Consider the following 14,076-nt stretch of genomic DNA (forward strand, 5'->3'; position numbering starts at 1 on the left):
GATCTGCGTGTACAGCGTCTGGGCGAAGGGGAACAACCCGCAGAACACCAGCGCGATCGCCAGCAGGCAGCGCACCAGGCGTTTTCGCAGATCGCGCAGGTGATCGGTCAGCGGCATGCACGCCGCCTGTTCGAAGGCGAGTGACATCAGGCGCTCTCCTTGGCGTGGGCGACCGGGGTCGCGTCATTGGCCGGCGCCGCGTCGAGCTGGATGCCCTGGCGGATTTCCTGCTCCAGGCGCTGCAGCGGCGCGGCATCCAGGGCAGGCATGTCGATCTCCCGTTCCACCTGCGCCTTCAAGGCATTCATCGCCCGGCGCGCCTGACCCAGCCCGCGGCCGAGGGTGCGCGCCGCCACCGGCAGGCGCTCGGGACCGAGCACCAGCAGGGCGACGATACCGACCAGCAGCAGTTCGGTGAAGCCGATCTCGAACATCAGGCCTGACGATCCGTCTGCGCCTGCTGTACCGGCGGATTGTTCAGCACCTGCGGTTGTTGCTCGACGTTGTTGTCGGCAGTGCCGCCCATGGACTTGCGAAAGCCCTGGATCGCGTCGCCCACATCACTGCCCAGCCCCTTGAGACGCTTGGTGCCGAACAGCAGGAAGACGATCAGCAGCACGATCACCAATTGCCAGATTCCGATGCCACCCATGTAAGACCACTCCTGTCAGGTCAAAGAAAAAGGAAGGCCAATCGTGCCCTGCGCAGATGACGCGCACATGACTGCCATCTGGCTGAAACAACCGGCGTGTTGACTGGCGCTTTTTACCGGCGACAGGAAGGCAAGGATGGGGCGCAGGCGACAACAGGGCGCGGCACTGCTGATGGTGCTGGTGGTGCTGGCGATGCTCGCGGCGGGGCTGGCCTGGCTGGTGGAGGATGGTCGGCGCCAGGTGGACGAGGTGCGCCTGCTGCACCAGCGGGTGCAGGCGCGGGCGATGGAGCAGGCCGGGTTGGCCTATGCCACCCAGGCGTTGCGAGACCCGGCATGGCGCGCCAGCCCGCTGTTCTGGCAGGCGCTGCGCGGGCAACCGCTGGACTATGACTTCGGCGCGGGCAAGGCGCGGTTGCGGGTGATCGACCAGCACACCTGCTTCAACGTCAATGCCCTGCTGGGCGAGGATGGCCCGCAGGCCGAGCGTCAGCTGCGGCATCTGCTGGGTGACGACATGGCCGCCGAGCGGCTGGTCGATGCCTTGGCCGATTGGCTGGATGCCGACAGCGATGCGCGCCTGCAAGGGGCCGAGAGTGCTCAGTACCTGCGCCAGCAGCCGCCCCGGTTGGCGGCCAACCAGCCGATGCTCGATACCAGCGAGCTCAACCTGCTGCTGGAGCCTGACAGTGGTCGACAGGGCCGCTACCGAATGCTCTGCGCATTACCTCTGACCAGTGGCTGGCGGCTCAATGCCAACGCCTTGGGGCTGGAGCATTTGCCGCTGCTGGAGGCCCTGTACGAAGGACAGTTCTCCCGTTCGCTGCTCAGTCGCATCATCAGTGGCCGACCGGCGGCGGGGTACGTGGATGCGGCGGCATTGCGCCAGGCGCTGGGGGCGGTGGATGACGAGACGTTCGCCCGCTTGAGCGAGGGCTTGCTGCTCAACAGTGGACATTTCGTGCTGCAGCTGTCGTTCGAGGAAGAGGGACGCACGCTGCGCAGCCAGTTCCAGATCGAGGCGTTGGGCGTGGTGCAGTGGCATGCGCGGGTGCCGGCGCAGCAGGTGCGGGTCAGGGGGCGGGAGGTGGTGGCCTGGTAGCAGACAATCACAGGCTATACGCAATCCGTGTAGGAGCGGCCTTGTGTCGCGAAAGGCCCGCAAAGCGGCCCCACGATCTTTGTAGCGATGCTGGAATCCCGGGGCTGCTTCGCAGCCCTTTCGCGACACAAGGCCGCTCCTACAGGGATAGGTGCCGCCCTTGTAGGAGCGGCCTTGTGTCGCGAAAGGGCTGCGCAGCAGCCCCAGTTTTTCCAAGACCGTCTCAGACGTCCTGATAGTTCTCGATCGACGGGCAGGCGCAGACCAGGTTGCGGTCGCCGAACACGTTGTCGACCCGGCCCACCGGCGGCCAGTACTTGCTTTGCACCAGGCTCGGCAGCGGATAGACCGCCTGCTCGCGGCTGTAGCCGTGGGTCCATTCGCCCGCCAGCTCCGCCGCGGTGTGCGGGGCGTTCTTCAGCGGGTTGTCGTCCTTGTCCAGGCTGCCATTCTCGACCGCGCGAATCTCCTGGCGGATCTGGATCATGGCGTCGCAGAAACGGTCCAGTTCTTCCTTGGACTCGCTTTCGGTCGGTTCGATCATCAGCGTGCCGGCCACCGGGAAGGACATGGTCGGGGCGTGGAAGCCGAAGTCGATCAGGCGCTTGGCCACGTCGTCGACGCTGATGCCGCTGGTGTCCTTGAGCGGGCGCAGGTCGAGGATGCACTCGTGCGCCACCAGGCCGTTGCCGCCGGTGTACAGCACAGGATAGTGCTCTTCCAGGCGACGGGCGATGTAGTTGGCGTTGAGGATCGCCATCTGCGAGGCGCGCTTGAGACCGGCGCCCCCCATCATGCGAATGTACATCCAGGTGATCGGCAGGATGCTGGCGCTGCCGAACGGTGCCGCGCACACCGCGCCCGTGGTGTTCTCCAGGCGGGCGTGGCCCGGCAGGAACGGCGCCAGGTGCGCCTTGACGCCGATCGGGCCGACGCCCGGGCCGCCACCGCCGTGGGGAATGCAGAAGGTCTTGTGCAGGTTCAGGTGCGAGACGTCGCCGCCGAACTTGCCCGGGGCGCACAGGCCGACCATGGCGTTCATGTTGGCGCCGTCGATGTACACTTGGCCGCCGTTGTCGTGGATGATCGCGCAGATTTCGCCGATGGCTTCCTCGAACACGCCGTGGGTCGACGGGTAGGTGATCATGATCGCCGCCAGGCGCTCGCGATGCTCGATGGCCTTGGCGCGCAGGTCGTCGATGTCGACGTTGCCGCGGGCGTCGCAGGCGGTGACCACCACGCGCATGCCAGCCATGTGCGCGGTGGCGGGGTTGGTGCCGTGGGCCGAGGACGGAATCAGGCAGATGTCGCGGTGGCTGTCGCCGCGGCTGCGGTGGTAGGCGCGGATCGCCAGCAGGCCGGCGTACTCGCCTTGCGAGCCGGCGTTGGGTTGCAGCGACACGGCGTCGTAGCCGGTGGCGGCGCAGAGCATGGCCTCCAGCTCGGTGGTCATCTGCCGGTAGCCCTGGCTCTGCTCGGCCGGGGCGAACGGGTGCAGGTTGCCGAACTCGGCCCAGGTCACCGGGATCATCTCGCTGGCGGCGTTGAGCTTCATGGTGCATGAACCCAGCGGGATCATGCTGCGGTCCAGCGCCAGGTCCTTGTCGGCCAGGCGGCGCAGGTAGCGCATCAGCTCGGTTTCGCTGTGGTAGCGGTTGAATACCGGGTGTTCGAGGATTGCCGACTGGCGCAGCAGGGCGGCCGGCAGGCGCGCGGCGACGGTGCTGGCCAGGGCGGCGAAGTCCGGAATGGCCTGGCCGTCGGCGAACAGCTGCCACAGGGCCTCGACATCGGCCTGGCTGCTGGTTTCGTCCAGCGACAGGCCCAGGTGGGCGGCGTCGACCTGGCGCAGGTTGATGCCGTTGGCGTGGGCCTTCTCATGCAAGCCGAGGGTGCCACTGCCAGTGGCCAGGGTCAGGGTGTCGAAGAAGTCGCCGGTGACGACCTTCACGCCCAGCTTGGTCAGGCCGGTGGCCAGGATCGCGGTCAGCGCGTGGGTGCGCTCGGCGATGCGCTTGAGGCCGGCCGGGCCGTGGTACACGGCGTACATGCTGGCGATGTTGGCCAGCAGCACCTGGGCGGTGCAGATGTTGCTGGTGGCCTTCTCGCGGCGGATGTGCTGCTCGCGGGTCTGCATGGCCAGGCGCAGGGCGCTCTTGCCGAAGCGGTCGATCGACACGCCGACCAGGCGGCCCGGCATGTCGCGCTTGAACGCGTCACGGGTGGCGAAGTAGGCCGCATGCGGGCCACCGAAGCCTAGTGGCACACCGAAGCGTTGGGCGCTGCCGATGGCCACGTCGGCGTCGAATTCGCCGGGCGCGGTGAGCAGGGTCAGGGCCAGCAGGTCGGCGGCCACGGCTACCAGGGCGCCTGCGGCGTGGAAGCGCTGGACCAGGTCGCGGTAGTCGAACACGTCGCCGTTGCTGGCCGGGTATTGCAGCAGGGCGCCAAAGTAGGCGCTGACATCGCTCAGTTCACGCTCGTCGCCCACCACCACATCGATGCCCAGCGGCTCGGCACGGGTGCGCAGCACGTCGAGGGTCTGCGGATGGCAGTGCACGGAGGCGAAGAAGGCATGGCTGGCCTTGTTCTTCGACAGGCGCTTGCAGAAGGTCATGGCTTCGGCGGCGGCGGTGGCTTCGTCGAGCAGGGAAGCGTTGGCGATCGGCAGGCCGGTGAGGTCGCTGATCAGGGTCTGGAAGTTCAACAGCGCTTCCAGGCGGCCTTGGGAGATTTCCGGCTGGTACGGGGTGTACGCGGTGTACCAGGCCGGGTTTTCCAGGAGGTTGCGCAGGATCGGCGCCGGGGTATGGGTGTTGTAGTAGCCCTGGCCGATGAAGCTCTTGAACAGCTGGTTCTTGCCGGCGATGGCTTTCAGCGCGGCGAGGGCGTTGGCCTCGCTCTGGCCGTCTTCGCTGCCGAGCACGCTGGTGCCCTTGATGCTGTCGGGAATGACCGCGGCGGTCATCGCTTCCAGCGAGTCGAAGCCCAGCGTGGTGAGCATGGTTTGTTCGTCAGCGGCGCGCGGGCCGATGTGACGGGCGATGAATTCGTTGGCGGTGCCGAGGTTGATGGTCATGGTCCGGTTCCTCAGGCGTCGTCGTTGGCTTTGATCAGGCGGTCGTAGGCGTCCTGGTCGAGCAGTTTGGCTACGTCGCTCATGTCGGCGGGGATGAAGCGGAAGAACCAGCCTTCGCCCAGCGGGTCTTCGTTGACCCGTTCGGGGCTGTCGTTGAGCCCGTCGTTGACGGCGACCACTTCACCGCTCAGGGGCATGTACACGCCGCTGGCGGCCTTGACCGATTCCACGGTGGAGGCTTCGGCGCCCTTGTCGTACTGCTGCAGCTCCGGCAGTTGCACATAGACCACGTCGCCGAGGGCGTTCTGGGCGTAGGCGGTGATGCCCACGGTGACGCTGCCGTCGGCTTCGACGCGCAGCCATTCGTGATCTTCGGTGAAACGCAACTCGCTCATGGGAATTCCTCGGGAAGCAGGGGGCGTTGGGCGTGGTTGAGCCACGCTCTTAAGGTTGGAATTCCCATAGCAATAATGCGGCCAGTCTATAAAAATCCTTATTTATCAGTTAGTTAAATGTTTTTTGAAAAATGGGTTGCATCGTTATGGAACGAAATCGATACACAAGGGCCTGGATTGTAAAGCGTTGTGGGATCAAGCCCTTGCGTAGACGTATCCGGATGAGTGTGTAGTGATTTCGATACGGTGTATCGATTTCAATACGAAGGTGTCCTCAACCGGCGCTGAACAGCGGAAGAGCCAGATACAGCTTGATCACGATGACGTTGATGATGTCGATGAAGAACGCCCCCACCATGGGCACGACGAGAAAGGCCAGCTGCGAAGGCCCATAGCGTTGCGTGACGGCCTGCATGTTGGCGATGGCCGTCGGCGTGGCGCCGAGACCGAAGCCGCAGTGCCCGGCGGCCAGTACCGCCGCATCGTAGTTGCGCCCCATCACCCTGAACGTCACGAAGATCGCGAACAGCGCCATGACCAGTGTCTGCGTCGCCAGAAGTATCAGGAACGGCAAGGCCAGCGACGCCAGGTCCCACAGTTTCAACGACATCAGGGCGATCGCCAGGAACAGCGACAGGCTGACATTGCCCAGCACCGAAACCTCCCGCTCGAACACCTGGTACAGGCCCAGTGCCGAAAGCGCGTTGCGCAGCAGCACGCCGACGAACAGCACGCAGACGAACGTCGGCAGTTCGAAGGCAGTCCCCAGGAGCAGGCCGTTCAGCAGCGAGCCGGCCAGCAGGCTGACAGCGATCAGGGCGATGGTCTCAACCAGGGAAAGAGGGGTGATCAGGCGCTCCTTGTTCGGTTGCTCGAAGCCTTTTGGCAGTCGCGGCATTTCCTGCTCGATGCCGGGCGTCTGGATGCCTTTGACCAGCAGGCGGGCGACCGGGCCACCGATCAGGCCACCCAGTACCAGGCCAAACGTCGCGCAGGCCATCGCCAGTTCGGTGGCGGAGGCCAGGCCGTAGGTTTCACTGAAGGTCGCGCCCCAGGCGGCGCTCGTGCCGTGGCCACCCGACAGGGAGATCGAGCCGGACAGCAGGCCCATCAACGGGTCGAGCCCCAATACCTTGGCCAGTCCGATGCCCATGGCGTTCTGCACCAGCAGCAGTCCGGCGACGACCAGCAGGAACGTGGCGACGACGCGTCCGCCTTTCTTCAGGCTGGCGATATCGGCGTTGAGGCCGATGGTGGCGAAGAACGCCAGCATCAACGGCGACTGCAATGACGTATCGAACTGGACCTGGATTTCGAAGCTGCGCAGGCCCAGCAGGACAAGTGCGACTATCAGGCCTCCGGCGACCGGTTCGGGAATGTTGTAGGTGCGCAAAAAGCCGATGCGTTTGACCAGGCCGCGCCCCAGCAGGAGGACCAGCGAGGCGGCCACCAGTGTTCCGTAAAAATCGAGTTCAAGCATTCAACGTACTCTTCGTCAAGGTGCAGAGGCGGATCTGAGGCGCCTCCCGGACAGCGTCGACATGGTACGTGGCAGGTTTCGGAAAGTATTAGTTGGCTCGTAGGGGGATTCTGAAAGGCCTTCCAGGTTTTTCTTATGTGCTCATGAGGCGTATCCGCGCAGCGACGATCAGCCCTTGTTGGGAATGCCGTACTTGCGCAAACGCTGGGCAATGGCGGTATGCGATGTCTGCAGGCGTGCGGCCAACTGCCGGGTCGAAGGGTAGCTGGCATACAGGCGCTCCAGCAGTTCGCGTTCGAAATCGGCGACCGCCCGCTCCAGGCTCGCCACCTCGCCTTCCTGGCCGCGAGCCACCGAGGTGCCGGCGATGTCCAGGTCGCCGATGTTCACCACAGTGCTCTCGCAGATGGCCGCGGCGCGGAAGATCACGTTCTGCAGTTGGCGTACGTTGCCCGGCCAGGGGTTGGCCAGCAGCGCCGGATGCGTGGCCGGGGCCAGGCGGCAGGGCGGGCGCTGGATCTGGGTGCAGGCCTGGCGCATGAAGAAGTGCGCCAGCGAGAGAATGTCCTGGCCGCGCTCGCGCAGCGGCGGCACCTGCAGGTTGAGCACGTTGAGGCGGTAGAACAGGTCTTCGCGGAAGGTTCCTTCGCCCACCATGCGTTCCAGGTCACGGTGGGTGGCGCTGATGATGCGCACATCCACCTTCACTTCGCGGTCGCCACCGACGCGACGGAAGCTGCCGTCGCTGAGAAAGCGCAGGAGCTTGGCCTGCAGGTAAGGCGACATCTCGCCGATCTCGTCGAGGAACACCGTGCCCTGGTTGGCCAGCTCCATCAACCCGGGTTTGCCGCCGCGCTGTGCGCCGGTGAAGGCACCGGGGGCGTAGCCGAACAGTTCGCTTTCGGCCAGGCTCTCGGGCAGTGCCGCGCAGTTGAGCGCCAGGAACGGCGCGCCATGACGGCTGCTGATGGCATGACAGGCGCGGGCCACCAGTTCCTTGCCGGTGCCGGTCTCGCCATGCACCAGCAAGGGCGCGTCGAGGGCCGCCACGCGCAGCGCGCGCGCCTTGAGCGTGCGGATGGCCGGGGAGTCGCCGAGCATGGCGTCGAAGCCTTCGGCATGGTCATGGTGCAGCGCCGAAAGCCGTTCGCCCATGCGGTTCGGTGGGTACAGCGTCAGCAGCCCACCGGCGTTGGTGATCGGCGTGGCGTCCAGCAGCAGGCTCTGGCCATTGAGCTGCATCTCGCGCATGGGCAGGTGGAAGTTGTTGTCCAGCAGGGCCTGGAGCAGGTCGGGGTCGCCGAACAGCTCGCCCACCGAGCGTCCGGCCGATTCTCGCCCGCACAGGGCGATCAGCGCCGGGTTGGCCAGCAGCACCTTGCCCGCGCTGTCCACCGCCAGCACCGGGTCGCTCATGGCGGCGAGCAGGGCATCGAGCTGCAGGTGACGGCGCTGGCCGGGGAGGATGTCGACCACTTGCACCGACTGCACGCCGTGCACTTCGAACAGCGCGTCGTGGAGTTCCTCGAGCACGGCGGGGCTGAGCGTCGGGGCATCGATGTAGACGTTCGGCGGGACCATCTCCACGGCATCGAGGTTGAGGTGGCGGGCACCGAGCAGGGCCAGGACTTCCTGGGTGATGCCGACGCGGTCGATGAAGCTGACGTGGATACGCATGGAGGGCAATTATGGCCGAGGGAGGCCGTAGTATGCCTTGGGAGCCGTGACCAACCCAACATTGCCGGGGGCGCTGTGCGCCCCTTTCGCGACACAAGGCCGCTCCCACAGGTAAAGCACCGTATCCATAAGCGGTGAGATACCTGTAGGAGCGGCCTTGTGTCGCGAAAGGGCTGCGCAGCAGCCCCAGCAATTACTCGAGATGCTCGGGGTCGATCGGGTCGCCGGATTTCACGTTCAGCTTTTCGCGAATGTCTTCGAACATGAAGTCGTAGAGCGTGTGCGGCGAGTTCAGGTTCTCGAATTTCTTCGGCGGTGGCAGGTAGGACTGGGCCTTGCGGCTCAGGTGCATGAGAAAGCTCGGCAGTACCTGGTCCTTGGCCAGGAAAAACTTCTCGTCGACCGGCTTGCCCTCGATGCTGCCATGCATGCGGAACTGGATGCCGCTGCCTTCGCTGGGGTCCGTTGCCCTTTCGTATTCGATATTGAGGTCGTAGCTGTGGTCGTTGTTGTTCAGCGCCATGCGCTCGATGTGTACATGACCGGGCTCGTACTTGGCCATGGCAGACTCCTTCGGAAGGTTGAAAACGGCGGGCGACTGGCACCCGCCAACTGCATTCAACGGTAGCTGATGCCTGGCTTCTGAGTGGAAACCCGAGTGCCGGCGGTGCCCTTGACGATATCCTCGATGTTCTCCAGCGAGCTGATTACCGCCACCTTGCCGGTGTGCCGGGCGAAGTCGCAGGCGGCTTGCACCTTCGGCCCCATGGAGCCGGCGGCGAAGCCCAGCTTCTCGAGCTCGTCCGGGTGGGCCTGGGCAATGGCCTTCTGGGTCGGCTTGCCGAAGTCGATGTACGCCGCGTCGACGTCGGTGGCGATGATCAGCAGGTCGGCCTCCAGCTGTTCGGCCAGCAGCGCCGAGCACAGGTCCTTGTCGATCACCGCTTCGATGCCTTTGAGCTTGCGGTTTTCATCGTACATGGTGGGGATGCCGCCACCGCCCGCGCAAATCACGATGCTGTTCTTTTCCAGCAGCCACTTGATCGGGCGGATCTCGAAGATGCGCTTGGGTTTCGGGCTGGCCACCACGCGGCGGTACTTGTCGCCGTCGGCCTTGACCACCCAGCCTTTTTCCTTGGCCAGGCGCTCGGCTTCTGCCTTGTCGTAGACCGGGCCGATGAACTTGGTCGGGTCCTTGAACGCGGGGTCGTTGGCGTCCACTTCGACCTGGGTGAGCAGGGTGGCGAACGGCACTTCGAAGGCCAGCAGGTTGCCCAGTTCCTGCTCGATCATGTAGCCGATCATGCCCTCGGTCTCGGCACCGAGCACGTCCAGCGGATATGCCTCGTCGGGCTTGTACGCCATGCCCTGGAGCGACAGCAGGCCGACCTGCGGGCCGTTGCCGTGGGCGATGACCAGTTCGTTGCCTGGGTGAATCTTGGCGATCTGTTCGGTGGCGGTGCGGATATTGGCGCGCTGGTTGTCAGCGGTCATGGGCTCGCCGCGACGCAGCAGGGCGTTGCCGCCCAATGCAACAACGATACGCATGGGAAATGTCCTTTGGCGCAAATGTGATGGTCTGGTCGGGACCTGTGGGAGCCGGCAAGCCGGCTCCCACAGAGTCTCAGGCCGCTGTCAGAGATCAGCCAGGGTCGAAACCAGGATCGCCTTGATCGTGTGCATGCGGTTTTCCGCCTGCTCGAAGGCGATGCACGCCGGCGACTCGAACACGTCATCGGTCACTTCGATGCCGTTGGCCAGGTGCGGATACTGTTCGGCGATCTGCTTGCCGACCTTGGTATCGGAGTTGTGGAACGCCGGCAGGCAGTGCATGAACTTGGTCCGTGGGTTGCCGGTGGCTTTCATCAGCTCCTTGTTCACCTGGTAGGGCAGCAGTTGCTTGATGCGCTCGCCCCAGGCCTCGACCGGCTCGCCCATCGATACCCACACGTCGGTGTGCACGAAGTCCACGCCCTTGACCGCGGCTTTCGGGTCTTCGGTCAGGGTGATGCGCGCGCCGCTTTCCTCGGCGTATTTCTGGCAGCGCTCGACCAGGTCGTCATGGGGCCACAGCGCCTTGGGCGCGGCGATGCGCACGTCCATGCCGAGCTTGGCGCCGATCAGCAGCAGCGAGTTGCCCATGTTGTTGCGGGCGTCGCCCAGGTAGGCGTAGCTGATGTCGTGCAGCGGCTTGTCGCTGTGCTCGCGCATGGTCAGCACGTCGGCGATCATCTGGGTCGGGTGGTACTCGTCGGTCAAGCCGTTGAACACCGGCACGCCGGCGAACTTGGCCAGCTCTTCGACGATCTCCTGCTTGAAGCCACGGTACTCGATGGCGTCGTACATGCGCCCGAGCACGCGGGCGGTGTCCTTCATGCTTTCCTTGTGGCCGATCTGCGAGGAATTGGGGTCGATGTAGGTGACGTTGGCGCCCTGGTCATAGGCGGCGACTTCGAAGGCGCAGCGGGTGCGGGTCGAGGTCTTCTCGAAGATCAGGGCGATATTGTTGCCCTTCAGGTGCTGCTGCTCGGTGCCGGTGTACTTGGCGCGCTTGAGGTCGCGGGACAGGTCCAGCAGGTAGCGCAGCTCGCGGGTGGTGTGATGTTCGAGGCTGAGCAGGTTACGGTTGTGGATGTTGAACGCCATGACGGTTCTCCTTGGATTCGGTGATCGGCCCGGCCGCCACCGGGTAGGTGCGGCCGGGGGATGGACGTTTTAGTAGTCGATAGGGTCGCGCACGATCGGGCAGGTCATGCAGTGGCCGCCGCCGCGGCCTCGGCCCAGTTCGCCGGCGCTGATGGTGATGACCTCGATGCCGGCCTTGCGCAGCAGGGTGTTGGTGTAGGTGTTGCGGTCATAGCCGATGACCACGCCGGGTTCCACGGCCACCACGTTGTTGCCGTCGTCCCACTGTTCGCGCTCGGCGGCGAAGCTGTTGCCGCCGGTCTCGACCACGCGCAGCTTGACCCCCAGGTGCTCGCCGACCACCTCGATGAACGACTTGTTCTCGCGGCGCACGTCCATGCCGTACGGTTTGCTTTCGTCCGGGCGGATGATGAACGGCACGATTTCTTTCACCACTTCCGGGAAGACCGTGACCAGGTCGCGGTCGCAGAAGCTGAACACGGTGTCCAGGTGCATCGCGGCGCGGGATTTCGGCAGGCCGGCGACAATGACCTTATCCACCGCGCCCTTGGCGAACAGGTTCTGCGCCAGCTGGCCGATGGCCTGGCGCGAGGTGCGCTCGCCCATGCCGATCAGGACCACGCCCTTGCCGATCGGCATTACGTCGCCGCCTTCGAGGGTGGCGTTGCCATGGTCCTTGTCCGGGTCGCCGTACCAGACCTGGAAGTCGGCGTTGGTGAACTCCTTGTGGAACTTGTAGATGGCGGTGGTCAGCAGGGTTTCCTGGCGTCGCGCCGGCCAGTACATCGGGTTCAGCGTCACGCCACCGTAGATCCAGCAGGTGGTGTCACGGGTGAACTGGGTGTTGGGCAGCGGCGGCAGGATGAAGCTGGAGTGGCCGAGGTAGTCGTTGTACATCTTGATCACGTCGGCGCCTTCGCTCTGCGGCAGGTCCTGGCCGGCCACGCCGCCGATCAGGAACTCGGCCAGGTGGCGCGGCTCCAGGCCTTCGAGCCAGCTGCGCACTTCGTTGGTGAGGCCGACGCCGACGGTGTCGGAGGTGATCTTGCGATCGAGAATCCACTTCAGCGCCTCGGGCTGCTGGACGATGTCGGTCAGCAGGTTGTGCATTTCCAGCACATCGACACCGCGCTCGCGCATCTTGGTGACGAAATCGAAATGGTCGCGTTTGGCCTGGTCGACCCAGATCACATCGTCGAACAGCAGTTCGTCGCAATTGCTCGGGGTCAGGCGCTTGTGCGCAAGGCCCGGGCTGCAGACCATCACTTTGCGCAGTTTGCCGGCTTCGGAGTGGACGCCGTATTGCTGTTTCTCAGTGGACATGGTGAATCCTCCTGTAAAGCGAAGACGTGGGGTTCAGAGAGTCAGGAAACCGTCGTACAGGCCATAGGCCGCCACCAGGGCGCCCGCGACCACGGCGGCGAAGATCAGTTTTTCCACGCTGGTGAAGATCGGTTGGCCGACCTCGCGCTTGGCCTTGGCGAACAGGATCGCGCCAGGGGCGTAGAGCAGGGCCGAGAGCAGCAGGTATTTCACGCCGCCGGCGTACAGCAGCCAGATGGCGTACAGCAGGGCGATGCCGCCGATGATCAGGTCTTTCTTGCGTTCGGCCAGGGCCTGTTCGTAGGTCTCGTTGCGCCAGGCCAGCAGGAAGGCGTAGGCCGCCGACCACAGGTAGGGCACCAGGATCATCGAGGTGGCCAGGTAGATCAGCGACAGGTAGGTGCTGTTGGAGAACAGGGTGATGACCAGGAAGATCTGCACCATGGCGTTGGTCAGCCACAGGGCGTTGGCCGGCACGTGGTTGGCGTTCTCGCGGCGCAGGAACTCCGGCATGGTGTGGTCTTTCGCGGCGGCGAACATGATCTCGGCGCACAGCAGCACCCACGACAGCAGGGCCCCCAGCAACGAGATGATCAGGCCGACGCTGATCAGCACCGCGCCCCAGTGGCCGACCACATGCTCGAGCACGGCGGCCATCGACGGGTTCTGCAGCTTGGCCAGTTCCGGCTGGGTCATCACCCCCAGCGACAGTACGTTGACCAGCACCAGGAACAGCAGCACGGTGACGAAGCCGATGACCGTGGCCTTGCCGACGTCGGAGCGTTTTTCCGCACGGGACGAGAAGATGCTTGCGCCCTCGATGCCGATGAACACCCAGACGGTGACCAGCATCATGTTGCGCACCTGGTTCATCACGCTGCCCAGCTCCGGCGTGCCCACGCCCCAGATGTCGGCGGTGAACACATCGAGCTTGAAGGCGAACAGGCAGATCAGGGCGAACAGCGCCAGCGGCACGACCTTCGCCACGGTGGTGACCAGGTTGATGAACGCCGCTTCCTTGATCCCGCGCAGTACCAGGAAGTGCACGGCCCACAGCAGGATCGAGGCGCCGATCACCGCCGCCGGGGTGTTGCCCTCACCGAAGACCGGGAAGAAGTACCCCAGGGTGCTGAACAGCAGCACGAAGTAACCGACGTTGCCCAGCCAGGCACTGATCCAGTAGCCCCAGGCCGAGGAAAAGCCCATGTAGTCACCGAATCCGGCCTTGGCGTAGGCGTACACCCCGCCATCGAGATCGGGTTTGCGGTTGGCCAGGGTCTGGAAGACGAAGGCGAGGGTGAGCATGCCCACCGCGGTGATGGCCCAGCCGATCAGCACGGCACCGACGCCGGCGCTGGCGGCCATGTTCTGCGGCAACGAGAAGATCCCGCCGCCAATCATCGAGCCGACGACAAGTGCAACGAGTGCACCAAGTTTTAGTTTTCCGGGAGAATCAGACATTTAACGACTCCGTACCAGGAGAAAGTTGGCTTCAGAATAAATCTGACGCCGGGATCATTAGCTGACTTAGATCAGTTCATGCCCGCATGAAGGTATGAAAAATCCTTCACGCGTCTCCTGGAGGATGCCGACAACTCTGCTGCAGGCCTTGCGCACTGGCACCTCCGTGTCCAACTGGGGCAAACGATCCGTTTTGCCTGCGAACTGTGAAGTTAGACCCTTTTAGGCGTTTCGCAAATTTTTCACAGTAAACAGCGACAG

At 64.5% G+C, this 14,076-nt stretch carries 13 protein-coding genes; 1 reads left to right on the top strand and 12 read right to left on the bottom strand.

What is annotated here, in order from left to right:
- The 3 genes from N7422_RS22810 to tatA all read right to left on the bottom strand — a co-directional run.
- A partial coding sequence (locus N7422_RS22810; protein ID WP_347815275.1) for a twin-arginine translocase subunit TatC occupies positions 1–147 on the bottom strand: 147 nt, incomplete at its 3' end.
- Positions 147–434 (bottom strand): Sec-independent protein translocase protein TatB, encoded by a 288-nt coding sequence (tatB, locus tag N7422_RS22815; RefSeq protein WP_279808661.1) that lies wholly within the window; start codon positions 432–434, stop codon positions 147–149. The genes tatB and N7422_RS22810, both read right to left, overlap by 1 nt.
- A complete protein-coding gene (gene tatA, locus N7422_RS22820; RefSeq protein WP_279808662.1) occupies positions 434–652 on the bottom strand; it encodes a twin-arginine translocase TatA/TatE family subunit in 219 nt (72 codons plus the stop codon). The genes tatB and tatA overlap by 1 nt, the downstream gene beginning before the upstream one ends.
- A 136-nt stretch (positions 653–788) precedes the next feature.
- Between tatA and gspK the strand changes: the two genes are divergently transcribed.
- The gene (gspK, locus tag N7422_RS22825; RefSeq protein WP_279808663.1) at positions 789–1,754 is read left to right on the top strand and encodes a type II secretion system minor pseudopilin GspK; all 966 of its coding nucleotides are present in this window, start codon (positions 789–791) and stop codon (positions 1,752–1,754) included.
- A 223-nt stretch (positions 1,755–1,977) separates the two neighbouring features.
- On the opposite strand, the gene gcvP is transcribed toward gspK, so the two are convergent.
- The 9 genes from gcvP to arcD form a co-directional block, all read right to left on the bottom strand.
- On the bottom strand, positions 1,978–4,833 hold the full coding sequence (gene gcvP, locus N7422_RS22830) for an aminomethyl-transferring glycine dehydrogenase (RefSeq protein ID WP_279808664.1): 2,856 nt from the start codon (positions 4,831–4,833) through the stop codon (positions 1,978–1,980).
- An 11-nt stretch (positions 4,834–4,844) separates the two neighbouring features.
- A complete protein-coding gene (gene gcvH, locus N7422_RS22835; protein WP_279808665.1) occupies positions 4,845–5,228 on the bottom strand; it encodes a glycine cleavage system protein GcvH in 384 nt (127 codons plus the stop codon).
- Positions 5,229–5,502: 274 nt separating this feature from the next.
- Positions 5,503–6,708 (bottom strand): sodium/glutamate symporter, encoded by a 1,206-nt coding sequence (gltS, locus tag N7422_RS22840; protein ID WP_279808666.1) that lies wholly within the window; start codon positions 6,706–6,708, stop codon positions 5,503–5,505.
- Between the two features lie 168 nt (positions 6,709–6,876).
- Complete coding sequence (locus N7422_RS22845; protein ID WP_279808667.1) at positions 6,877–8,385, bottom strand: sigma-54-dependent transcriptional regulator; 1,509 nt, start codon at positions 8,383–8,385, stop codon at positions 6,877–6,879.
- A 193-nt stretch (positions 8,386–8,578) separates the two neighbouring features.
- Positions 8,579–8,947 carry a DUF5064 family protein gene (locus N7422_RS22850; protein WP_279808668.1) on the bottom strand — a complete coding sequence of 123 codons (369 nt, stop codon included), beginning with the start codon at positions 8,945–8,947 and terminating at the stop codon, positions 8,579–8,581.
- A gap of 56 nt (positions 8,948–9,003) precedes the next feature.
- Positions 9,004–9,933 (bottom strand): carbamate kinase, encoded by a 930-nt coding sequence (gene arcC, locus N7422_RS22855; protein ID WP_279808669.1) that lies wholly within the window; start codon positions 9,931–9,933, stop codon positions 9,004–9,006.
- Between the two features lie 87 nt (positions 9,934–10,020).
- Entirely contained in the window at positions 10,021–11,031 is a 1,011-nt protein-coding gene (locus N7422_RS22860; protein WP_279808670.1) for an ornithine carbamoyltransferase, read from the bottom strand.
- 69 nt (positions 11,032–11,100) lie between these two features.
- The gene (gene arcA, locus N7422_RS22865; RefSeq protein WP_279808671.1) at positions 11,101–12,354 is read right to left on the bottom strand and encodes an arginine deiminase; all 1,254 of its coding nucleotides are present in this window, start codon (positions 12,352–12,354) and stop codon (positions 11,101–11,103) included.
- A gap of 33 nt (positions 12,355–12,387) precedes the next feature.
- Positions 12,388–13,815 carry an arginine-ornithine antiporter gene (gene arcD / locus N7422_RS22870; RefSeq protein ID WP_279808672.1) on the bottom strand — a complete coding sequence of 476 codons (1,428 nt, stop codon included), beginning with the start codon at positions 13,813–13,815 and terminating at the stop codon, positions 12,388–12,390.
- Between the last annotated feature and the right edge of the window lie 261 nt (positions 13,816–14,076).

The organism is Pseudomonas sp. GD04091, from assembly GCF_029836165.1.
Lineage (GTDB): Bacteria > Pseudomonadota > Gammaproteobacteria > Pseudomonadales > Pseudomonadaceae > Aquipseudomonas.